The 22,260-nt window shown below is 68.2% G+C and carries 21 protein-coding genes; 11 read left to right on the top strand and 10 right to left on the bottom strand.

Translation table 11 applies throughout. The features are described from left to right. Positions 1 to 16 precede the first annotated feature (16 nt). The 3 genes from ACUDP5_RS03520 to ACUDP5_RS03510 all read right to left on the bottom strand — a co-directional run bounded on the left by ACUDP5_RS03520 (position 17) and on the right by ACUDP5_RS03510 (position 2,583). Complete coding sequence (locus ACUDP5_RS03520; protein WP_263914189.1) at positions 17 to 1,096, bottom strand: efflux RND transporter periplasmic adaptor subunit; 1,080 nt, start codon at positions 1,094 to 1,096, stop codon at positions 17 to 19. Positions 1,097 to 1,291: 195 nt separating this feature from the next. Next, positions 1,292 to 1,753: a ribonuclease HI gene (gene rnhA / locus ACUDP5_RS03515; RefSeq protein WP_263914190.1), complete on the bottom strand. Its 462-nt coding sequence runs from the start codon at positions 1,751 to 1,753 to the stop codon at positions 1,292 to 1,294. A gap of 50 nt (positions 1,754 to 1,803) precedes the next feature. Further along, positions 1,804 to 2,583: a class I SAM-dependent methyltransferase gene (locus ACUDP5_RS03510; RefSeq protein WP_263914191.1), complete on the bottom strand. Its 780-nt coding sequence runs from the start codon at positions 2,581 to 2,583 to the stop codon at positions 1,804 to 1,806. Positions 2,584 to 2,603: 20 nt separating this feature from the next. Here ACUDP5_RS03510 and gloB point away from each other — a divergent pair, with 20 nt between their 5' ends. From gloB to fabI, 3 genes are all read left to right on the top strand, one after another. Next, entirely contained in the window at positions 2,604 to 3,425 is an 822-nt protein-coding gene (gloB, locus tag ACUDP5_RS03505) for a hydroxyacylglutathione hydrolase (RefSeq protein WP_445658170.1), read from the top strand. A gap of 7 nt (positions 3,426 to 3,432) precedes the next feature. Beyond that, positions 3,433 to 4,848, top strand: a complete 1,416-nt coding sequence (locus ACUDP5_RS03500) for a transglycosylase SLT domain-containing protein (RefSeq protein ID WP_263914193.1) — start codon at positions 3,433 to 3,435, stop codon at positions 4,846 to 4,848. A 164-nt stretch (positions 4,849 to 5,012) separates the two neighbouring features. Next, positions 5,013 to 5,798, top strand: a complete 786-nt coding sequence (gene fabI / locus ACUDP5_RS03495; protein WP_029953785.1) for an enoyl-ACP reductase FabI — start codon at positions 5,013 to 5,015, stop codon at positions 5,796 to 5,798. A gap of 86 nt (positions 5,799 to 5,884) precedes the next feature. On the opposite strand, the gene ACUDP5_RS03490 is transcribed toward fabI, so the two are convergent. Then, a complete protein-coding gene (locus ACUDP5_RS03490) occupies positions 5,885 to 6,283 on the bottom strand; it encodes an OsmC family protein (protein ID WP_006392867.1) in 399 nt (132 codons plus the stop codon). A 182-nt stretch (positions 6,284 to 6,465) separates the two neighbouring features. On the opposite strand from ACUDP5_RS03490, the gene ACUDP5_RS03485 reads away from it, so the two are divergent. Then, positions 6,466 to 7,143, top strand: a complete 678-nt coding sequence (locus ACUDP5_RS03485) for a tellurite resistance TerB family protein (protein WP_445658169.1) — start codon at positions 6,466 to 6,468, stop codon at positions 7,141 to 7,143. A 38-nt stretch (positions 7,144 to 7,181) separates the two neighbouring features. Here ACUDP5_RS03485 and ACUDP5_RS03480 read toward each other — a convergent pair whose 3' ends face one another. The 3 genes from ACUDP5_RS03480 to ACUDP5_RS03470 all read right to left on the bottom strand — a co-directional run bounded on the left by ACUDP5_RS03480 (position 7,182) and on the right by ACUDP5_RS03470 (position 10,143). Continuing rightward, positions 7,182 to 8,168 (bottom strand): tripartite tricarboxylate transporter substrate binding protein, encoded by a 987-nt coding sequence (locus tag ACUDP5_RS03480; RefSeq protein ID WP_445658168.1) that lies wholly within the window; start codon positions 8,166 to 8,168, stop codon positions 7,182 to 7,184. Between the two features lie 29 nt (positions 8,169 to 8,197). Next, positions 8,198 to 9,079 carry a carboxylating nicotinate-nucleotide diphosphorylase gene (gene nadC / locus ACUDP5_RS03475; protein WP_445658167.1) on the bottom strand — a complete coding sequence of 294 codons (882 nt, stop codon included), beginning with the start codon at positions 9,077 to 9,079 and terminating at the stop codon, positions 8,198 to 8,200. A 128-nt stretch (positions 9,080 to 9,207) separates the two neighbouring features. Next, positions 9,208 to 10,143, bottom strand: coding sequence for an NrtR DNA-binding winged helix domain-containing protein (locus tag ACUDP5_RS03470; protein WP_263914198.1), 936 nt, complete (start codon positions 10,141 to 10,143; stop codon positions 9,208 to 9,210). A gap of 189 nt (positions 10,144 to 10,332) precedes the next feature. Here ACUDP5_RS03470 and ACUDP5_RS03465 point away from each other — a divergent pair, with 189 nt between their 5' ends. Beyond that, complete coding sequence (locus tag ACUDP5_RS03465) at positions 10,333 to 10,563, top strand: hypothetical protein (RefSeq protein ID WP_263914199.1); 231 nt, start codon at positions 10,333 to 10,335, stop codon at positions 10,561 to 10,563. A 27-nt stretch (positions 10,564 to 10,590) separates the two neighbouring features. On the opposite strand, the gene ACUDP5_RS03460 is transcribed toward ACUDP5_RS03465, so the two are convergent. Continuing rightward, positions 10,591 to 10,926, bottom strand: a complete 336-nt coding sequence (locus tag ACUDP5_RS03460) for an STAS domain-containing protein (RefSeq protein WP_025137527.1) — start codon at positions 10,924 to 10,926, stop codon at positions 10,591 to 10,593. A gap of 194 nt (positions 10,927 to 11,120) precedes the next feature. Here ACUDP5_RS03460 and ACUDP5_RS03455 point away from each other — a divergent pair, with 194 nt between their 5' ends. Both ACUDP5_RS03455 and alr read left to right on the top strand, forming a co-directional pair. After that, positions 11,121 to 11,552, top strand: a complete 432-nt coding sequence (locus tag ACUDP5_RS03455; RefSeq protein WP_263914200.1) for an ATP-binding protein — start codon at positions 11,121 to 11,123, stop codon at positions 11,550 to 11,552. A gap of 134 nt (positions 11,553 to 11,686) precedes the next feature. Continuing rightward, entirely contained in the window at positions 11,687 to 12,838 is a 1,152-nt protein-coding gene (gene alr, locus ACUDP5_RS03450; protein ID WP_445659126.1) for an alanine racemase, read from the top strand. Between the two features lie 36 nt (positions 12,839 to 12,874). On the opposite strand, the gene ACUDP5_RS03445 is transcribed toward alr, so the two are convergent. Continuing rightward, a complete protein-coding gene (locus ACUDP5_RS03445; protein ID WP_445658166.1) occupies positions 12,875 to 15,343 on the bottom strand; it encodes an MFS transporter in 2,469 nt (822 codons plus the stop codon). A 109-nt stretch (positions 15,344 to 15,452) separates the two neighbouring features. On the opposite strand from ACUDP5_RS03445, the gene ACUDP5_RS03440 reads away from it, so the two are divergent. From ACUDP5_RS03440 to ACUDP5_RS03425, 4 genes are all read left to right on the top strand, one after another. Then, positions 15,453 to 17,456: a SpoIIE family protein phosphatase gene (locus ACUDP5_RS03440; protein ID WP_263914202.1), complete on the top strand. Its 2,004-nt coding sequence runs from the start codon at positions 15,453 to 15,455 to the stop codon at positions 17,454 to 17,456. Continuing rightward, positions 17,453 to 18,664, top strand: coding sequence for an ABC transporter substrate binding protein (locus ACUDP5_RS03435; protein WP_263914203.1), 1,212 nt, complete (start codon positions 17,453 to 17,455; stop codon positions 18,662 to 18,664). Before ACUDP5_RS03440 ends, ACUDP5_RS03435 begins: the two co-directional genes overlap by 4 nt. Positions 18,665 to 18,863: 199 nt before the next feature. After that, the gene (locus ACUDP5_RS03430; protein WP_445658165.1) at positions 18,864 to 19,433 is read left to right on the top strand and encodes a hypothetical protein; all 570 of its coding nucleotides are present in this window, start codon (positions 18,864 to 18,866) and stop codon (positions 19,431 to 19,433) included. A 205-nt stretch (positions 19,434 to 19,638) separates the two neighbouring features. Then, the gene (locus tag ACUDP5_RS03425; RefSeq protein WP_263914205.1) at positions 19,639 to 20,250 is read left to right on the top strand and encodes an RNA polymerase sigma factor; all 612 of its coding nucleotides are present in this window, start codon (positions 19,639 to 19,641) and stop codon (positions 20,248 to 20,250) included. An 82-nt stretch (positions 20,251 to 20,332) separates the two neighbouring features. Here the strand turns inward: ACUDP5_RS03425 and sctC are convergent, their stop codons facing one another. Next, positions 20,333 to 22,234, bottom strand: coding sequence for a type III secretion system outer membrane ring subunit SctC (gene sctC / locus ACUDP5_RS03420; RefSeq protein WP_263914283.1), 1,902 nt, complete (start codon positions 22,232 to 22,234; stop codon positions 20,333 to 20,335). Positions 22,235 to 22,260: the final 26 nt, after the last annotated feature.

The following is a 22,260-nucleotide window of genomic DNA, read 5'->3' as shown; positions in this document are numbered from 1 at the left end:
CGCTCGGAATGTGGCGTCAGGCGCCGTTGTTCACGACCTGCACGGCGCCGCCGTCGGTCACGCGCTGCAGGCCGGACACCACCAGCAGGTCGCCCACGGCCACGCCGGTCAGGATCTCGACGCGGCCTTCGCGGCGTTCGCCGATGGTGACTTCGCGGCGCTCGGCCACGCCGTCCTTGACCCGGTAGACGTACTGCGTCTCGCCCGACGGCGACAGCGCGGCTTCGGGCGCGACCAGGGCCTTGTCCTGGTTGAACATCAATTGCACGCGGGCGAACATGCCGGGCCGCAGCACCGAGTCCTGGTTGGCCACCGTGGCCCGCAGCAGGATGGAACGGCCACCCGCGTCGATCAGCGGGCTGACGGCGTACACCCGTCCCTGGCGCTCCTGGCCGGGCAGCGCGTCCAGGCGCAGCGTCAGTTGCTGGCCCACGCCGACCTTGTTCAGATACATTTCCGGCACGCGGAAATCGACCTTGAGCGGATCGATGGCCTCGAGCGGCGCCAGGTCCTGGCCCTGGTTGACGTAATCGCCCACCGAGACGCTGCGCAGGCCGGCGAAACCGGCAAAAGGCGCAGTGATGGTCATCTTGTCCAGGCGCGCCTGCGCCAGCGCCACGGCGGCTTCCTGCACCTTGAGCGTGCTGGCCGATTCGTCGCGGGCCTGCTGGCTGACGAAGCCCTTGCCCTGCAGCGCCACGGCGCGGCGGTAGTGGCTTTGCGCCAGCGTCAGGTTGGCGCGGGCCTGGGCCAGTTCGGCGCGCGGCACCGAATCGTCCAGCCGGATCAGGGGCTGGCCGCGCTTGACCGGCTGGCCTTCCTTGAATTCGATGGACTGGATGCGCCCGGCGACTTCGGGCCGCAGCACGACGGCCTCATCCGAGCGCAGGCTGCCCACGGCCGACAGGCCCCGGGCAAATGGAATTTCGGTCACCGCGGCGACCTCGACCCGCACTGCGGCGGGCTTGGGCACCGGTTTGGCTGCGGCCTTGGCATCGACCGCCGCGGGCGCAAACCAACGCGGCACGAATACGCCAAGCGCGGCCCCCGCGGCCAACCCGGCCGCGACGGCGGCCAACAGTACAGCTTTTTTCATGCGCGAATGTGGCGGTATCGCGGCGCGCGCCACGCATGCCCCGCTGGGGCGGCGCCGCTGGATGGAATAAGGCTTGGCACTGTAGCACCCGGATTTACATACTGGAACAATCCTGTAGCGCGCTGAAAGCACTAATCCACCCGACCCAGGGTATATCCCGATGCGGCGCGGGGCCGCCCGCCCCCCTCACACGGCTCAGGCGCGCTTGATCGATTCCACGCCCTGATTGGCCAACTGGTCGGCGCGTTCGTTGCCGGGGTCGCCCGCGTGGCCGCGCACCCAGCGCCAGGACACGGTGTGGCGGCGCACCTGGTCGTCAAGCGCCTGCCACAGCTCGGCATTCTTGACCGGCTTCTTGTCGGCCGTCATCCAGCCACGGCGCTTCCAGTTGGCCAGCCATTCGGTCATGCCCTTCATGACGTACTGGGAGTCGGTGTGGATGATGACGGTGCACGGGCGCTTGAGGGCCCGCAGGCCCTCGATGACGGCCAGCAGTTCCATGCGGTTGTTGGTGGTCTGGGCCTCGCCGCCGTGCATCGTCTTCTCGTGCGCGCCGGCGCGCATCAGCACCCCCCAACCGCCCGGACCCGGGTTGCCCTTGCAGGCGCCGTCGGTCCACATTTCCACTTTCTGGTCGTTCGCGTTGTTGTCCTGCATGGTGCTGCTGGTATGTCCTTGTACGGTCACAGTGAATCCGACGGCGCGCTTCAGGAGCGGTCGAAACCGTCGTCCGCCTGGCGGTTGACCACCACCGAGGCCGCGCGGGCGCGCTTGGGCCTGGTCTTCCAGGCGGGCCCAATGATACGCATGCCGGCCACCCGCTTGACGGCCGACACCAGGTAGACGGCGCCGCCCAGGCTCCACCAGCGGGCGCCGGCCGATTCCAGGAACCCCCAGCGCTGCAGCCATTTTTCGCTGCGGCAGGCGGGCGCATAGCAGCCGAAATGGCTTTGCTCGACTTCCAGCGACAGCAGCTTGAACCAGTCTTTCAGGCGCGGCAGCGACACCTGCGACGACGGCGGCTGCGGCAGCCAGGGTTCCATGCCGGGCATGCGGGTGCGCGCGCCCCACATGCTCCAGGGGTTGAACCCGGAAATCACCACCCGCCCTTCCGGCACCAGCACGCGCTCGACCTCGCGCAGCACGTTGTGCGGATCGGTGGTGCATTCGAAAGCGTGCGGCAGGATCAGAAGGTCTACGCTCTGGGATTCGAACGGCAGGGCCTCGGGCTGGGCCAACACCACGCGCGACTGCCAGCCGGCGATGTTTTCAGGCGTGGGCGTCTCGGTACCGACGTAGCCCTTGAAAGGCATGCGGTTGGCGCGCAGCAGGTTCATGTCGGCCAGGCCGACCTGCCAGGCGTAATATCCAAACACGTCCGCCACGGCCGCGTCGAACTGCGCGCGTTCCCAGGCCAGGGCATACTGCCCAGGCGGCGTCTGGAACCATTCGGCCAGCTCTACAATCGGCGCAGTCTCTTCTGCCACGTCTTATTCCTTCGAATCTCATGCAAGCCTTGACCGCCCCCGCAGGCGGCCGCGAAAGCACTGCCGCGGTCTTGCCTTTGCCCGCCTTTACCGACAACTATATCTGGGCCATCGTGCGCGACGGGCAAGCCGCGGTGGTCGACCCCGGCGATGCCGGCCCCGTCCTGCAATGGCTGGCCCGCGAAGGCCTGAAGCTGCGCGCCATTCTACTCACGCACCACCACGGCGACCATGTAGGAGGCGTCCTGGAATTGTCCCGCATTGGCGGCATCACGGTATATGGGCCCGCCCGCGAGACGCTGCCGCGCTGCGACGTGCCGCTGGTCGAGGGCGACCGGGTGGTGATCCCCGAACTGGACCTGGACCTGGCCGTGCTCGACGTGCCTGGACACACCGCGGGACATATCGCGTACGTCGGCCGGGCCGCGGGAAAACAGCCTGTGCTGTTCTGTGGGGACACATTGTTTGCCGGGGGGTGCGGTCGCCTTTTCGAGGGGACTCCCGCGCAAATGCATGATTCCTTGGAAAAATTTTCTGTTTTACCGCCAGATACACAGGTTTTTTGCGCACACGAGTACACTCTAGCGAACTTGCGCTGGGCCATGGCAGTCGAACCCGCCAACCGCACCCTGCAACAGTGGTATCAGCGGGCCCGGCAATTACGCGCAGAAGGTCTTCCCACGCTTCCCTCGACCATCGGTCAGGAACGCGCGACCAATCCGTTTTTGCGTACGCAGCAAGCTGACGTCGTCCGCGCCGCAACTGACTGGGCCGGACGCGACCAAACTACGCCGGTAGAGGTTTTTGCCTCCCTTCGTGAATGGAAGAACGAATTCAAGTGACCGCCCGATGAAGCTATCCCGACTCCTTCTGCCACTTCTGCTGGCAGTCCTCGCCGGTTGCGCAGGAACCAAATCCCCCGACAGCAAGAACCTCACCACCAATTCCCAAGGGCGCTACATCGCCCGCGACACGTCCCGCACGGTTGACCTGACCAACCCGCCGGCCGACGCCTGGGACCGCATCCGCCGCGGCTTCGCCATCCCCAACCTGAACACCGACCTCTCGCAGCAGTGGACCGACTATTACGCGTCCCACCCCGAGGCAGTGCAGCGCATGGCCGAGCGCGCCGGCAAATACCTGTATTTCATCGTCGACGAAATCAACCGCCGCGGCCTGCCGACCGAACTGGCCCTGCTGCCTTTCGTCGAAAGCGCCTACAACCCGACCGCCCTGTCGCGCGCCCAGGCCTCCGGCCTGTGGCAGTTCGTGCCGGCCACCGGGCAGCACTTCAACCTGAAGCAGGACTGGTGGCGCGACGAACGCCGCGATCCCATCGCCTCGACCAACGCGGCGCTGGACTACCTGGAAAAGCTGTTTGAGATGCAGGGCGACTGGTACCTGGCCCTGGCCTCGTACAACTGGGGCGAAGGCTCGGTGCAGCGCGCCATGGCCAAGAACGAAGCCGCCGGCCAGCCCACCGACTACCTGTCGCTGAACATGCCGGACGAGACCCGCAACTACGTCCCCAAGCTGCAGGCCATCAAGAACATCATCGCCGACCCGCAGCGCTACGCGGTGGCCCTGCCCCCGGTGGGCAACACGCCCTACTTCGTGACGGTGCAGAAGAACAGCGACATCGACCTCGAAATCGCCGCCAAGCTGGCCGAAATGCCGCTGGATGAATTCAAGGCCCTGAACCCGTCGTTCAACCGCCCCGTCATCCGCGGCGACCACGGCCCCACCCTGCTGCTGCCGGCCGACCGCGTCGAAATCTTCAACGCCAACCTGACCAACTACAAGGGCGACCTGAGCGCCTGGAAGGTCTACCACTCGCGCCGCGGCGAATCCTACGCCTCGATCGCCAAGCGTTTCGGCGTGACCGAAGCCAAGCTGCGCGAAACCAACGACATCGGCTCGCGCCAGAAGGTTGCGTCGGGCCAGTCGCTGCTGGTGCCGGGCGATCCCGGCACGGGCGGCGTGCAACTGGCCTCGCTGGCCGCCCCCGTGGGCGCGCTGGATTCGGCGCCGGTCAGCAACAAGACGCCTGCGCCGCGTGGCAAGGCCGCAGCCCCCGCCCCGCGCGGTGCCTCGGCCCGCCCCAACGTGCGCACCCACAAGGTCCGCCAGGGCGACACCCTGTTCTCGCTGGCCAAGCAGTACGGCACCTCGGTGGATGCGCTGCGCGCCCTGAACAACCTGAAGGGCAATGCGCTCAAGGTAGGCGCCCAGTTGCGCGTGCCGGGCACCAACGCCCGCGGTTGAAGAATCGAGGCGGCAACCCGGGGGCCGTCCCCCGGCCAGGCCCCCGATATCCCCGCCTTCTCTCGCGGCGCCCACCAGGGCGCCGCGCCGTTTTGTCCGCGGAGCCGCCAAACTCCTTAAAATAGGCGGCCTCCAGAAGGAAAAAATTCAAAGGAATCACACACATGGGCTTTCTCGCCGGCAAACGCATCCTGGTCACCGGGGTGCTTTCCAACCGCTCCATCGCCTACGGCATCGCGCGTGCCTGTCACCAGCAAGGCGCCGAACTGGCGTTCACCTACGTGGGCGACCGCTTCAAGGACCGCGTGAGCGAATTCGCCGCCGAATTCGGCAGCGACATCGTGCTGCCCTGCGACGTGGCCGAAGACAGCCAGATCGAAGCCACCTTCACCGACCTGGCCAAGCGCTGGGACGGCCTGGACGGCCTGGTGCATTCCATCGGTTTCGCCCCGCGCGAAGCCATTGCCGGCAACTTCCTGGACGGCCTGTCGCGCGAAGGTTTCCGCATCGCCCATGACATTTCCGCCTACAGCTTTGCCGCCATGGCCAAGGCCGCCCTGCCGCTGATGGAAGGCCGCAATGGTTCGGTGCTGACGCTGACGTATCTGGGCGCCGAGCGCGTGGTGCCCAACTACAACACCATGGGCCTGGCCAAGGCCTCGCTGGAAGCCAGCGTGCGCTACCTGGCCACGGCGCTGGGCCCGCGCGGCATCCGCGCCAACGGCATTTCGGCCGGCCCGATCAAGACCCTGGCCGCCAGCGGCATCAAGGACTTCTCGGCCATCCTGAAGTTCGTCGAGGCCCAGGCGCCGCTGCGCCGCAACGTCACCATCGACGACGTCGGCAACGTGGCCGCGTTCATGCTGTCGGACCTGGCCGCCGGCGTCACCGGCGAGATCACCCACGTGGACGCGGGCTTCTCGACCGTCGTCCCGGGCATGGAAGACTGACACCGCACAAGGCCCGGCGCGGCCAAGCCCGCCCTGCCAACCTTGGGCAGAACAGAAAGCGGACCCGCGGGTCCGCTTTTTTTGATTCAGGCCGGGCGCACGATCAGCGTGGACACCTGCACGTCCACCGCCGTCATGAGCTTGTGGATCGGGCACTTTTCGGCCACGGCCAGCAGTTCATCGATCTGCGCGTCGCTCAGCTCGCCGTGCAGCGTCAGCTTGGCGGTCAGGCGGTAGATGCCCTTGCGCTCTTCGCCGGCATCGCGCACCACGTCCACCCCCACCGATTCCAGCGGCAGGCCCTTGCGCTGGGCGTAGACCATCAACGTCATGGCCTTGCAGCCGCCCAGTGCGGTGTCGAAGTAGTCGTGCGGATCCGGGCCGGCGCCCTGCGGCTGCGGCATGTCCAGCGGCAGGTCGTGGCCTTCGGCCGTGGCGGTGAATTGCAGGGTCTTGGGCGCGTTCTGGCGCACGTGGATGGTCATGAGCGGGGTTCCTTGCGTTGCGGACGGCGCGCACGCACCGCCTCTGCCCCACGTTGTAGCATCCGCCGATGGCGCCCGCCCGGGCGCGCAACATCCATTTCTGACTTTAAGCTGAACTTCCTGGCGCAACGAAGGTCGGATATCCCTATCCGCAAGATCCTTTGCTTTCACCAGGGGGCCGCATGAGCGCCAGACAACTTCTCGATCAATTATTGCAATCCGGCCAGGGCCTGCTGTCCGACGCCAGTGCCAAAGTGCAGGGCGCCACGGGCGGCAAGGGCTCGTTCCTGACCGGGCTGGGCGGCGGCGCGTTGGGCGCCGGCGCGCTGGGCCTGCTGCTGGGCAGCAAGAAAGCGCGCAAGATCGGCGGCAAGGTCGCCATGTACGGCGGCATGGCCGCGCTGGGCGCCCTGGCCTACCGGGCCTATGGCGACTGGCAGCGCAGCCAGGCTGGCGCGCCGTCCGGGCCGCCGCAGACGCTGGACCGCCTGCCCCCACCCGAAGCCGAACAACACAGCACGGCGGTGCTGACGGCCATGATCGGCGCGGCCAAGGCCGACGGCCATATCGGCCCCGAGGAACGCGCCCTGCTGGAAACCGAAATGGGCAAGCTGTCGGCCGACGCGCAGGACCGCCGTTGGCTCGAAGCCGAGCTGGCGCGTCCGCTGGACCCGGCCGCGATCGCGCAGTCCGCCAAGACCCCGGAAATGGCGGCCGAGATGTATCTGGCCAGCCTGTTGGTGGTGGACGAGGAAAGCTACATGGAACGCGCCTACCTGGACGAACTGGCGCGCCAGCTGCAGTTGCAGCCGGGCCTGAAGGAACAGCTGGAGCAGCACGCCCGCGCGGCCGTGGCCTGAGGCCCGGTTCGAGGCCCCGGAGCGTGACGGCCCGGGCGTCAGTCCGCGCGCAGCCCGATCGCCTCGGTCAGCGCCGTGTAGCGGTCGATATCCGCATTGATCATGTTCTGGAACGCCCGCGGCGAACTGATCGTCGGCGTAAAACCTTGCTCGCGCAGCGAGGCCTGCACGTCCGGCCGCTGCACGATCCGGGCAACCGCGGCGTTCAGCTTGGCGACCACCGCGGGCGGCGTGGCGGCCGGCGCCAGCAGGCCATGCCATTGATCCAGCGCGTAGTCGGGCACCCCCTGCTCGGCCACCGTGGGCACGGCCGGCAACAGCGGCGAACGCTGCGGCGACGTCACTGCCAGCGCCCGCAGCTTGCCCGCCGCGATCATCGGCGCGGCGCTCGAGGCGGTCACGACCCCCACCCCCACCTGGCCGGCCATCACGTCGGTCAACGCCGGTCCGCACCCTTTGTACGGCACGTGCTGCAGCGACGCGCCGCTGGCGCGCGCCAGCATTTCACCCGCCAGGTGCTGCGGCGTGCCGTTGCCGCACGAGGCGAACGGCAAGGGCTTGTCCGGCCGCGCAGCAGTGAGCGCGTCGTCCAGGTCGTGCAGGGGCGATGCCGCCGGCACCACGAAGACGGACGGCACGAAAGCCACGTTGATCACCGCCGCGAAGTCGCGCTTGGGCACGAAACCCAGGTTGCGGTAGACGCCGGGATTGATCGCGAAAGAGCTGTTGACCATCAGCAGCGTGTAGCCGTCGGGCGGCGACTCGGCCACGATGCGCGCGCCGATGTTGCCGCTGGCGCCGGGACGGTTCTCGACCACCACCGGCTGGCCGAATTGCTCTTGCAGGCTGGCGCCCAGGCGGCGCGCCAGCAGGTCGGTGCCCCCGCCCGGCGGAAAGGTCACCACGATCGTGATGGGATGGGTCGGATAAGACGCATCGGACGGCGTATCGCCCGAGGGCGGATTGCCGCAGGCGCCCAGCGCCAGGGTCAGGAGCAGCGAAGTGGAAAGCAGTGCGCGTTTCATGGTTTCTGCCTGTCGTGGCGGGGCCGGGCTCAGGCGTCCAGGCCGATGTCCAGCACCTTGGCGCTGTGGGTCAGCCAGCCCACGGCGATCTGGTCGACGCCCGTGGCGGCTACCGCGGCGGCGGTGTCGGGGGTGATGCGGCCGGACGCTTCGGTAATGGCGCGGCCGCGCGCCATGGCGACCGCCTGGCGCAGTTCGTCCAGGCTCATGTTGTCCAGCAGCACCACGTCCACGCCCAGCGCCAGCGCGGTTTCCAGCTGGGCCAGCGTGTCGACTTCCAGCTCGATCTTGACCATGTGGCCGACGCCCGCGCGGGCGCGCTGCACGGCGGTTTCGACGCCGCCTGCCAGGGCGATGTGGTTGTCCTTGATCAGCACCGCGTCGTCCAGGCCGAAGCGATGGTTGCTGCCGCCGCCGACCCGCACCGCGTACTTCTGCACGGCGCGCAGGCCCGGCAGGGTCTTGCGGGTGCAGGTCACGCGGGCGCCGTAGCCTTCGATGGCGCGGGCGATGGACGCGGTGGCGGTCGCCACGCCGCTCAGGTGGCACAGGAAGTTCAGCGCCACCCGCTCGGCGGTCAACATGGCACGGGCATTGCCGCGGATGCGCGCGATTTCCATGCCGGGTTCGAGCGCGGCGCCATCGCGCTGCGCCACGATGAATTCGATGTCGCGATCCATGGCGCGAAACGCCAGGCGAGCCAGATCCAATCCGGCCAGCACGCCTTCCTGACGCGCCACCAGGCGCGTCTGCGCCACAGCGTCGGCGGGCACGATGGCATCGGTGGTCAGGTCGCCGGCGCGGCCCAGGTCTTCGAGCAAGGCCGCGCGCACCAGCGGCTCCAGCATCACATCCGGCAGCGCGGGAATGGCCAAACGGGCGGCAGCGGGCAGATCACCTTTTATGCTCATTTTGAGTATTTAGTAGTTAAAAAAAGGCGCGCAAGGAATGCGCACTACTTATGCTAGAGATGAGCATATTGCTTGTCAAGCGGCACCGCAACATATCGGACGCCTACCCGCATTGCGCCCGCGAAGCGCTAGAGACCGCGGGACAAGGGCAGCTTGCTGCCGGCAATGGCGCGTTCGAGCAGCACGTCGCGGCGAAAGCGAAACAGCTTGGCGGGACGCCCCGCGGTGCCGGTGGCCATGTCGCCGGTTTCTTCCACCAGCGCCTGCTGTTCGATCAGCCGGCGGAAGTTCTGCTTGTGCAGGCCGCGGCCGGCCAGGGCCTCGACCGCCAGCTGCAGTTGCAGCAACGTGAACTGCGCGGGCATCAGTTCGAACACGACAGGGCGGTACTTGATCTTGGCGCGCAGTCGCGCGATGCCGGTGGCGAGAATGCGGCGGTGGTCGTGACGCATGGGCTCGCCCGGCAGCGCCGCCGCCCCCGCGCCCGGTTGGCGGCGGGCCGCTTCGGGCACCAGGCCGGCTTCGAACAGCAGCTCGTAGCGCTGCAGCACCATGTCTTCGTTCCAGGCCGCGCCCTCCAGCCCGAACGTGATGGCGGCACGCTGGCGCCGGCGGCTGCGGGTGGCGGCGTCGGCGCTGTCGTCGCACCAGGCCAGCAGCCGCGGCACGATCTGCGCGTCGACCAGGGCTGGCGGGCCCGCGCGACGGTCTTCCCAGGGGAAATAGCGGTACCAATCCTGCCAGCCCACCTGCGCCACGCCGGTTTCGCCGGCCTCGCGCGTCAGCCCCAGATAGCTGACCGACATGACGCGCGCGCCCGACTCGTCGGAACGATCGCCGTCGGCAAAGGTGTAGAGCTGCTCGACATAGCCCAGCGGATGATGCGTCTGGGTTTCGACCCAGGCGCGCAGGCCCGCCTGCAAGGAGCGGTGAGACAGTTCGAACGGCCCGGCCGGCAGGGCCCGCGCGTCGTCGGTCGTCAGGACCCGTGGTTCGCCGTGGGTGACGGCGACCAGGACGGCGACGAGTTCGGCATGCACGGAGCGTTCGACGGATTCGGTCAAGGTAGGCGTAGGAAGAATGGGAAGAAACCGGGCACTGCGAAGCGCTCGGCATTATAAGGTTCGGGCGCTGCAACAGCCCCTTGCAAACGTGACAGCGCAAAGCCCCTGATGGCCGCCGCGCGGCCCTAACATGGGACGTGCATGTCGGCGCGCCGCCATCCTGGGGCGCCCGCAACCGGAGCCGAGACCATGCTGAAAAACACGCCCGATCCCGCCGCCACCAAGCCGGACATCGCTGGTGAAAAGCCGCAACCCGTCGACCCCCGCAAAGGCACCGGCATCCTGCCGATGCCCGACCAAAGCGAGACGGTGGCCGGCATGCCGCGCCGCGGCCGCGCCATTGAAGAGCCCGGCGATCCCGGCGTCATCACGCCCGAAGACGACGTGCTGGATACGTCTTACGAAAACCGCAAGGGCTGAGCCTTGCGAGGCCTGGCCAAGGGCCGCTCAGGCGACCTTGGCCACGGCTTCCTGGCGCGTATCGACCACGGTCAGGATGGCCAGGAAACCGCTGATGTCGAACACTTCGCGCACATGCGGCTGCATGGCGCACAGCGCCAACGCGCCCGAACCCTGCTTCAGGCGCTTGGCCAGCACCAGCACCACGCGCAGGCCCGCGCTGGAGATGTAGTTCAGGTTCGACATATCCAGCACGAAGCGGCGTTCGCCTTTTTCCACCTGCGCCAGCAGGTCGGCTTCGATGCCGGCGGCATTGCCGCTGTTGATCTGGCCTTCGGGCGAGACAACCAGCACTTCTCCGACTTTCTCGACTGCGAGATTCATAGTGGTTCCCGATAAGTGACCGGCGCCCCGGGTCCCGGCCCATGCGGGTGGCGGCGCGATGCCGAGATGATACGCGAGGCGCCCGCCCAGCCAAACGCAATCTTCCATACGGCGGACAGCGCCGCCCGATACGCCACCCGCCAGCAATCGGGCATACTTGCACCTGCACGTGTACCACTGAACGCAAGGCGACCATGCCCTCTCAGCCCGATACGCTTGACCTCGTCCCCGACGCCCACGCTGTCGCCTCCGCCATGCAATGGATCGAGGCCATCGGCGAGCGCGACGCCTGGTCGCCCAAGCTGAGTTTCGGTCTGTCCTTGAGCCTGGACGAAGCGCTGACGAACATCGTTTCATACGCCTTCGACGATCCCCTTCTTGCCCCGGACCCCGCCCGCGTCAGCCTTGCCTGCCGCCAGGACGGCGAATGGATATCGCTGGAGATAATCGACAATGGCCGGCCGTACGATCCCACCCAGACCCCGCCTCCGCCTTTGGCTGCGACGCTCGATGACGCCGAGATCGGCGGGCACGGCGTGCGGCTGATGCAGCACTACCTGCATGACCTGCGCTACGCACGCCACGGCGACGAAAACCGCCTGACGCTCATCATGCGCGCCGCGTGACCTTCCCCTGGCGCGGTTGATCAAGACGCGCTATCGACAACTTGCAGTGCATAGGCAGAAAGTACCGAACAAAATCGGTCGATCTGTCACTCATGCATAGACTGCGCGCGTGCCTGCGTGCAGCCCACGCCCCGATGCCGCCCGTGAACGCACCCTACCGTCCAGAAGGATTGCTTGCCCGCCCCCTGTATGCCCGCGTCGACGCGGGCGCCGTGGCCCATAACCTTGCCCGCTTGCGCGCGGCGCTGCCGGCCGCCGGCGCGCCGCGCCTGTGGGCCACCGTGAAGGCCGATGCCTATGGCCACGGCCTGGCGCGCGTGCTGCCCGCGCTGCGCGAGGCGGACGGGCTGGCCGTGCTGCACCTGGACGAGGCGCGCAACTGCCGCCGGCTGGGCTGGCGCGGCCCGGTGCTGGTGTACGGCGGCCTGTATTCGCAGGCCGATACGCTGCTGCTGGACACGCCCGGCCTGCACCTGGTCATTACCCATGCGGCGCAGCTGCAATGGCTGGCAGAGTCGCCTGCGGCCGAACGGCCCGCGGTGTGGCTGCGTTTTGCAGGCGATATCCACCACACCGGCTTCTGCGCCGACGACTACCCCGCCGCCTTCGAGGCGGCGTCCGCGCTGGCCGCACGCGGCCTGGTCGGCGAAGTCGGCCACCTGAACCATTACGCCCGCGCCGACGAGGCCGACGGCGTGGCCACGGCCGACGCCGAATTCCGAGACGTGATCCGCGGCCTGCCGGGTCCGGTGTCCACCAGCAATTCCGCCGCCGTGCTGCGCCATGGCGCGCAGGCCGCCGCAACGCAATGGGTGCGGCCGGGGCTGGCGCTGTACGGCGCCAGCCCGTTCGCCGATCGCAGCGCGGCCGACCTGGACCTGCTGCCGGCCATGTCGCTGCACTCGCAAGTGGTGGGCGTGCAGCGCGTCAAGGCCGGCGCCGGGGTGGGTTACAGCGGCGCGTTCCAGGCCACGGAATCGATGGACGTGGGCATCGTCACCTGCGGCTATGCCGACGGCTATCCGCGCCATGCGCCCACCGGCACGCCCGTGGTCGTGGCGGGCACACGCACGCGCCTCCTGGGACGCGTGTCGATGGACATGATGGCGGTGGACCTGGGTCCCGTGCCGCAGGCCGGCATCGGCGCGCCTGTCACGCTGTGGGGCGCGGACGGCCTGTCGGTGGAAGACGTGGCGGCGTCGGCGGGCACCATCGCCGCGCAATTGCTGACGGGCCTGTCGGCCCGGGTGCCGGTGGCGCAGGCCGGCGCGGGCCCGGCGCGCTGAATGGCGGCGCCCACGCAGCGCGGCGCCCTCCTTCGATCAGGCCGTCTCTTCGCGCGGCCGGGCCGGTGCGAACAGCAGGAACAACAGCGTGGCGCACAGGTAGATCACGCCGGTCGCGGCCAGGCCCGCGCCCATGCCGGCGGCGCCGAACATCGCCCCCACCACCAGCGGCCCGGCCATCTGGCCCAGCTTGTCGGCGGCGCGCATGACGCTGGTGGCCCCTGCCGCGCCATAGCGCTGCACATCCGGCAGCGCCAGCATGTAGGGCGATTGCGACGCGCCGGCAAAGCAGCTGGCCAGCGCCAGCAACAACACGGCCGCAGCGGCAGCCACCAGGCCGCTGTTGAAATACAGGCCCAGCATGCCGACGCTGCCGACCAGGCCGCCCAGCACGATCCAGCTTTTCTTGATGCGGCTGCGGTCCACCACGCGGCCCATCAGCGGGCCGACGTAGATCACGCACAGGCCGTAGATCATCAGCACGCGACCGATGCTGGACGCAGCCACGCCTTCGGCTTCCAGGTAGAGCGGCAGCGCGAACGACAGCAGGCCGACCTGCGCGATCGAAAACGGGATCACGCTGCCCAGCAGCAGCAGGCCGAAATCGCGCGTGAACAGCAGCTTCAAGGTGTCCGAGACGTGCGCGCGGGCGCGGCCCGCCGTCTGCGCGGCCAGCTTGCGGCCGCGGTCCATGTAAGGCCGCATCAGCACCAGCACGCCGGCCAGCGGCATCGCCAGCATCACGGCGCCCACCGCGAACACCGCGCGGAACCCCACTTGTTCCATCAGCATCGCGCCGACCGCGGCGCCCGACAGATGGCCGGCGAACAGGCCCGCGATCACGCCGGTCATGTTGCGGCCGCGGAACTGCGGCGGGCTGCGCGTGACGATGAAGCCTTGCAGGCCCATCCAGGTCAGGCCGTAGCCCAGGCCGACCAGGCCGCGGGCCGCGCTGAACATCAGCAGGTTGGTCGCGGCCGCGCAGGCCAGCATGCCGGCGGCGGACACACCCAGCCCGGCCAGCACCGGCACCTGCCAGCCCTTGCGGTCGGTCAGGCGGCCCGCCAGCAGCGAGGTCAGCAGGCCGCAGCCCATTTCCACCGAGATCGGCAAGGCCAGCAGCAGGTTGGCCGGCAGGTCCAGGCCGCCCGCGGACAGGCTGCGCGCGTACAGCGGCAGAAAACCCAGCGGCAGCGCCCAGGCGAACAGAAAGCCGAACATGACGGGCCGCGCGATGCGGCCGACTTCGGATTCGTCGTCGGGCCCCACGCGCGACCCATCCGGCAGGGTGGCGCGCGCGGCGAATGCACGGTTCATCAGCAAGGACAGCAGCAACAGCATTTCGATGGCGGCCACCAGCGCCACGCCCACCACCGTCACCGCGTCCAGGGCGCGGCTGCGCACGCCCGCGGCGATCACGTCGCCGGACAGCCGCAGCACCAGGTCGCCATGCGCCTTGGGGTCGGCCAGCCCAGCACCCAGCGGCAGCACCAGCGTCAGGTCGTCGGGCTGCGCCCGCGTCTGCGGCAACGTCGCGACATCCAGCGGGCCACGGGCGTCGGCCCCGTACAGCACGCGGCCATTGCGGTCGGCCAGTTCGATCTGCGCCACCGCCGGGAAGGTCCCGGCCAGCCGCGAGAAGGGCGCGTCCACGCCGCGCAGCCGGTCCACCTCCAGGCCGTAGCCCAGCACGCGGTTCAGGTCGCGCTGCAGGCCTTCGGCCAGCAGCCCCACGTTGTTGCGCGTGACTTCCAGCCAGCCGCTGCGAAAGGTATGGATGGTGTAGGCCGCGTACACGCCCTGCGCCACCACCAGCGCCAACAGCGGCACCACGAAACGGGCACGGCCGCCCGCGGCCAGCGAGGTCAGCGGCACGACATATTTGAAGACCGCGGCCAGGCCCAGCCCGACCAGCACCGTGACGACCAGCAGCACCTGCAGGTTGTCGATGATGAGGCGGCGGCTGGCTTCGCCATCCTTGGCGGCCGACAGCACCACCGCGCCCACCGCCTTGCCGCCCGCGGCCGTCAAGGGCACGGCCACGGTGACGCGGTCGTCGGCCACCGCCACGATGGCGCCCGAACCGCGCCGCGCCAGGCCGGCGCCGGGCGTGCCGCGCGTGTCCAGCGTGCGGGCAAGCGCGGCCGCATCGTCAGGCAGCTCGCCCTGCGCGGCCAGGGCCTGGCCATCGGCCAGCAGCACCGCCGCGCCTTGCACGCCGCGCGAGCCGGCCACGCCGTCGCGCAAGGTATCGCGCAGGCCGAAATACTGTTCCAGGGGTTTACCCAGGCGCAAGCCGTTTTCGATGTTGCCGGCCACGCGCCGCGCCACCACTTCAACGCGGTCGGCGGTGGTGTCCACCACCAGCCGGTTCAGGGCCGACAGGCTGAGGGCGCCGATCAGCGCCTGCGCCAGCAGCAACACGGCCAGACAGGCCAATGTGACTTCCAGCACGGGGCGGCGACGCAACCCATCGAGCACTATTTGTATTGGTTCGCTACGCATGGGGCCCCGCCGCCGCAAAGTATTTACACACGGGCACCAATGGTATTTACAATTAATGCAAATTGCATCTTATTTCACGCCATCACCTCACCCGCCCCCTATATCCCCCATGTCGTTGCGCTCGCTCCGTAGCAAGATTTTTCTACTGGTCGTAGCGCTGCTCCTGGCGGTGGCGGCATTCGTGATGCTGACGTCGCAACGCAACGTCACGCGCACGGTGATGAACAGCGAGCGCCACGCCGTCAGCAACGTAATGGAGCTGGTGCTGCGCGACGCCGAGGCCCGCTGGGGCGCGCTGCTGGCGGACAAGATATCCACCGTGCGCAGCGGTCGGCGCCAGCTGATGCAAAGCGGCACCGTGGTGGCGGCGGCGCTGGGCGCCTACGCCGACCTGGCCGAGCGCGGCATCATCACCCAGGGAGCGGCCAAGGGCATGGCCCGCGCCTGGATCAACCGCCTGAAGCTGGATGACCGACGCTACGCGTTTGTCTACGATGCCGACTTCCAGGTGCTGGCCAGCGGCAATGCCGACATGGTCGACCGGGATCTGTCGACGCTGTCCGACTTCAAGAACCGGCCCCTGGCGCAGGCGCTGCTGGAAGAAAGCCGCACGTCAGGCTACGGCTTTGCCATCTACCGCTGGCCGCCCTCGGCCCAGCGCGGCGACGGCGAAACGCGCTACGCCTATTTCGGTTACTTCCGCCCCTGGAACTGGGTGTTCGCCATTTCGGACAGCGCCCAGGACGTGATCGAGCAGATCGACACGCGCCGCACACAGCTTGAGAATTCGGTGCGCGACACGCTGTCGAAGCTGACGCTGGCGCAATCGGGCTTCATCTTCATCGCCACCGACGACGGCCGCATGGTGGTGCCGCCGCCCCAGGCCCGGGCCGGCCTGCTGGATGCCAGGAACAGCGGCGGCGACACGCTGCGTGCCTTGCTGGCGCGGCAAGACAACAGCGGCAAGCTGCAAAGCCTGCGCTTTGACGGCGGCGACGGCCCCTGGCAGATCGACAGCGCGCGCTTCGCGCCGCTGGGCTGGACGGTGGTGGCGGTGGTGCCCGAAAGCGACCTGACCGCCCCGGCGCGCGAACTGCTCAACCGCCAGGCGCTGATCTTCGGGATCATGATGCTGGTGGCGCTGGTGTGCGCCTGGCTGGTGGCCGCGCGCATCGTGCGCCCCCTGGAAACGCTGACCCGCTATGCCCGCCAGCTGCCCGAGCAGGACCTGACCGCCGAATCCAGCGTACCCGCCCACATCGCGGCGCTGCCGGCCAGGCACAAGGACGAGGTCGGCCGGCTGGCATCGTCGTTCCTGTTCATGGACCGCAAGCTGCGCGAGAACATCGCCCGCCTGATGCGCGAAACCACCGCGCGCGAACGCTTCGAGAGCGAACTGAACATCGCCCGCGCGATCCAGCTGGGTCTGCTGCCGGTGCCGCTGTCGGCCATCACGCGCGAGCGGATCGACCTGAACGCGGTGATGCTGCCGGCCAAGGAGGTCGGTGGCGACCTGTACGACTATTTCACGCTGCCCGACGGACGGCTGTGCCTGGCCATCGGCGACGTGTCGGACAAGGGCGTCCCGGCCGCGCTGTTCATGGCGGTCACGCGCACGCTGATCCGGGCCACCGCCGAGGATGAGACCGACCCGGCGTTGATGATGCAGAAGATCAACAACCGGCTGTCCGAGAACAACCCGAACATGATGTTCGTCACGCTGCTGATCGGCGTGCTGGACATGACCACGGGCGAACTGCAATGGGCCAACGCCGGCCACCTGCCGCCCGCAGTGGTGGGCGCCGACGGCGTGGTGCGGCTGCTGCAAGGTCGCAGCGGCCCGGCCTGCGGCGTGCAGGAAGACCTGGAATACCGCTGCCTGTCGACGCTGCTGGCACCCGGCGAAATGCTGGTGGGCTACACCGATGGCGTCACCGAGGCCGTGAATCCGCAGAATGCGCAGTATGGCGACCCGCGCCTGCTGGCCGTGCTGTCCAACCCCCCCGTGCCGGCGGCCAGCCTGGCCAAGCGTCTGCTGGAAGACGTGCAGGCCTTTGCCGACGGCGCGGAACAATCCGATGACATCACCTTGATCGTGATCCGCCGCCCATGAAGACATCGCTGCCCACCCTATTGCTGAGCCTGGCCCTGCTGGCGCCCGCCGCGTGCCTGGCCCAGGCCGCGGCGTCTGGCGCATCGGCGGCTGGCGCCACGGCCGGGACGCCGGCAGCGGCGCCCCCCGCTGCCGCCCCCCAGGTGTTCCCCACCAAGCCCGTGGCCCGCCCCGATGGCAAGAAGTGGCGCATCGGCTATTTCGAAAGCGGCGACTACAGCGAATACCCCCGCACCTTGCGCGTCACGGTGGACGGCCTGCAGAAGCTGGGCTGGATCACCGTGCCCACCATTCCCGATGGCCTGAGCGGCAAGCAGATGTGGGAGTTCCTGGCCGACAACGCTCGCAGCGACACGCTGGAATTCGTGCGCGACGCCTGGTGGCAGCCTGGCAATTTCGACGCCGCCCAGCGCCCGGCCGTGCGCGAATCGATCAAGCAGCGGCTGGAAGGCAAGAAAGACATCGACCTGATCCTCGCCATGGGCACCTGGGCCGGCCAGGACATGGCGGGCATGGGCGCGCCCGTGCCGACCATCGTGGCCTCGACCAGCGATGCGGTCGGCGCCCGCATCACCCGCTCGGCGCAGGACAGCGGGCTGGACAATCTGCACGCCCGCGTGCAGCCCGAACGCTATCAACGCCAGGTGCGCCTGTTCCACGAGATCGTGCCGTTCAAGCGGCTGGGACTGGTGTATGAGGACAGCCCCGAAGGGCGCACCTACAGCGCGGTGGAGGCAGTGGAGCAGGTGGCGCGCGAACAGGGTTTCAAGGTGCTGACGTGCAACGCGCCGTCCAATGGCATCGCCCCCGAAGTCGCCACCCGCAACGCGCTGGAATGCTATGCCAGGCTGGCGCCGCAGATCGATGCCGCCTACGTGACGGTGCACCGGGGCGTGACGCCCGCGTCGGTCGACACGGTGGCCGAGATCCTGCGCCAGGCGCGGGTCCCCAGCTTTTCGATGCTGGGGTCCGAAGAGGTCAAGCATGGCCTGCTGCTGAGCCTGGCCCAGGCGGACTACTCGTACGTAGGGCTGTTCTACGCGGAAACGATGGCGCGCATCTTCAACGGCGCCAAGCCGCGCGAACTCAGCCAGGTGTGGATCGACCCGGCCAAGATCGCGCTGAACCTGCAGACCGCGCGGGTCATCGGCTTTGACCCTCCCGTGGACATCCTGCTGGCGGCTGACGAGGTCTACGAAGCGAAGTAGCGCGCGGGCGCAGCCGCAATGCGGTAACGCCCTGTTTCGCGCTGCCTGCCCCAACCCACGCAATAGCTTAAAATCCGCGTACGTGTCCCGGCGATGGAACCAAAGCGCCATCGGGGTTACTTAATCACAGGGGTTCTCGGACCCCGCCGTTAAGACCTCTTTCTGGCCGGATTTCGGACACGCCGGATTTATTGGCTGCATGACAATCTCATCGGTTACCCCTTCGTCGTCATTCGTCTCTCTCGAGGCCTTCTCCAAGGCCGCCGAGAGCGGTCAAGACATCTATGTCGACATCGCGGGCGAAACACTGCAGGTCCTGGGCATGGGCGCCACGCCCGGCGGCCGCAGCGTGGCATGGGTCGCACCCAATGTCGACACGACCGAAATGTTCGCCCAGGCGCTGGCCCGCAGCTACGGCCAAGGCATCGCCAGCGCCGTCTCGCGCGAGCTGGGCCTGGAGCCCAACCCCGGCAAGCCCCTCTCCGCCCGCACGGTTTCGTTGGCGCTCGACATGGCGCAGACCTCCAGCGATGCGCTGTCGGGCGTGGATTTCCTGACCCGGTTGGCGGTCTCGGCCGCACACGGCACCCCCGCGTTCCAGCAGGCCTGTGCCGATGCCGGCGTGGCGCCGGCCAGCCTGGATGCCGCGCGCCGCGGCCAGCTCGACCAGGCCATGCAGGCCCGCTTCGAACACGCCGCCCAGTCTGGCCAAAGCCCCGTCGCACTCAGCACCGCAGCCGGTTGGCTGCGCGAACTGCTCAAGGCGTAAACCCGCCAGGACTTTTCCGTCCCTGATTCCGGGTTCCGGAATACCGCCGAGTAACGGTTTACTTCTATTTACATTTCTGACTAAAAAAAAGCTACTTTTGCCTCAATATTTCCATTTTCGAAATATTGTGACACCGGTATGCTGCGATAATTCGCGTCATCCCGGTAGTAACTTGTAGCTTAATACACGTTTCTTTTCCCCTTCCATGACCAACCCCAGCGATTGCACAACCGCTTCCCCGGAAGCGGATCTGCCGCCCATTCGCGCTGACGGCGACGGGCCGGGTTGGGACACGGGCGAGGAATACCTGCTGCGGGACCTGGTGCGCGAACATTCCACCCGCCTGCAGCGCTTCATCATCAAGCACATCGGCAACACCACCGAAGCCGAAGACCTGGCCCAGCAGGCGTTCGTCGAAGCCGCCCGGTCCTACCGCAGCTTTCGCGGCGAATCGCAACTGTCTTCCTGGCTGTACGGCATCGCGCTGAACCTGGTGCGCAACTACCTGTCGCGGGCGCCCGAGCGACGTCACGACTTCGTCAGCGACAGCGTGCTGGCCGAGCATGCCTCCAACGACCTGTCCCCGGATCGCATCCTGGAGCAGAACCAGACTATGGCGCTGCTGCAGGAATCGCTGGACGAACTGCCGGCCAACATGCGCGACATCCTGCTCATGGTCGGGCTGGACGACATTTCCTATGAAGACGCTGCCGCGTTGCTGACGGTGCCGATCGGCACCGTGCGCAGCCGCCTGTCACGCGCGCGCACAGCCCTGCGCGACAAGCTGGCCGCCAAGGGCCTGCACCTGGACGACTGAGCATCGGCGGGCGCCGGCGACCGCACGGCGGCCCGTGCCGGCGGCGCCGACCCCATTCGATAGCCGATGCCGCGCCGCCCCATCACGGCGCCCTGCCCGTCCCCGGCGCCGCCACCGGTTCGATCTGGATCACCGGCCCCTGGCGCGCGCTGGACTTGCCTTCGAGCACCGGCGTGGCGACCGGGTCGGCGGTCGGCACGCCCTCCAGCCATTCCGAGGCCCGCAACGGGCCGCTCGACCGCCGCAATTCCACGTTCGGTCCGAACAGGATGCGGGTGCGCTGGCTTTGCGCCAGGTCCAGATACTGTCCCGCCGTCATGCGGCCGTCCCCCCAGGTGGCGTTGAGCATCGGCCCGGTGCCCGCCCCGCCCGGCGTGGCCACCATTTCGCCATTGATCGCCACCACCTTCGGCCGGATCAGGAACAGGCGTTCGCGACGCTGCACGGTCTTGGACTTGTTGGAGAACAGGATGCCCAGGCCCGGGATGTCGCCCAGGATCGGCACCTTGTCGACCTGCTCGGAATTCTGGCTGCTGTTGTAGCCGCCGATCAGCAGCGTCTGGTCGTTGCCGACGATGGCCAGGGTGCTGATGTTGCTCTTCCTGACCGTGGGCAGGTTGTCGATCTGGCGCTCTTCCTGGATGCGGCCATCTTCGATGTCCACCGTCAGTTCCACCCGCGAACCGCTCTTGGCCTCGATATGGCGCGGCGTCACCCGCAGCGACGTGCCCACGGTGACCGGCGTGACGGTCGCCACGCGCTCGCCGCGGGTCTGGATGTAGAAGGTGTCCGACAGGTCGATCATGGCACCCAGGTTGTCCGCCGTCAGGATGGACGGCTGCGACAGGATGTTGGCCTGGCCCTTGGTCTGCAACGCACGCAGGCGCGCCGCCAAGGTGTTGCCCACGCTGATGCCGATGGTACCCGGCGAGAGCGCCGCCCCGCTTTCCAGCGGCAGGCCGCCGCTGGGGCTCAAGGCCATGTTGCCGTAGCCGAACGAGGTGCTGCCGGCGCGCGCGCCCCAGGTCACGCCCAGTTCGCTGACCAGGTCGGAATTCACGTCCACGATCATGGCCTCGATCTCGACAAGCGTGCTGGGCAGGTCCAGCTGTTCGATCAGGCTGCGATAGATGGGAATGCGGTCGGGAATGTCCTGCACGATGATGGCGTTCAGGCGCGCATCGGCCTGCACCGTGGGTTCGCGCAGGCGCAGGCCCGATTTGGCGGCACCTGCCGGGGCCGGCGCCTGGCCGCCGCCGGCATTGGCTGGCGGCGCCGCGCTGTCGCCGCCCACCTGCGGAAAGGCCGGCGGGTTGTCGCGCAGGGGCGCGGCGATGGCCGCCAGGGTTTCGTTGTTGGCCCCGCCGCCGCCGCCCGTGATCAGGTTGCGCAGCACGGTCGACAGGCCGGGCGTCACGACCTTCTGGTCGCGGTAGCTGATGGTGCGGTCATTGACCGAAGCATGCTTGAGCCGGAACACCGCCACCTGCTGGCCGCCCGCGCCCATCGGCAGCGCGGCCACGGTGCGTTCGACCAGGTCCACATAGCCCGGCGGGCCGGACACCAGCGCAATGCCCTGGTCCGGCAATTCGCCCCAGCCAAACCGCGGGTCCAGCACGCCCAGTTGCTGCAAGGCCTGGCGCAGCGCGCTGATCGAGCTGCCCATGGCACTGACCGAGCGCGTCTTCATGTCGTTGGTGCGGCTGACGAACAGCGTGCCCGCATAGACGAACCAGTTGAAGCCGTAGACGCCGCCCAGCCGGTCCAGGAATTCGGTAGGCGTATTGGCGTTGAACTTGCCGTTGACGGTGCCCGTGACGTTGGGCCCGAGCTGCAGCGACAGGCTGAAGCCGCCGGCAAACTCGCGCAGCAGCGTCTGCAGGTTTTCGTCGCGGGCATAGTAGCTATAGGGCACGTTCGGCCAGTTCGGCGCGGCTTGCGCGCCTGCCGCCAGGCCCAGCGACAACGCGGTCGCCAGTATCATCCGCTTCAACACTCTTTCTCCTCGGG

It is taken from the genome of Achromobacter sp. NCFB-sbj8-Ac1-l, assembly GCF_052695805.1.
The sequence above is the reverse complement of the archived record's forward strand: the minus strand, read 5'-3'. Positions and strand labels throughout refer to the sequence as shown.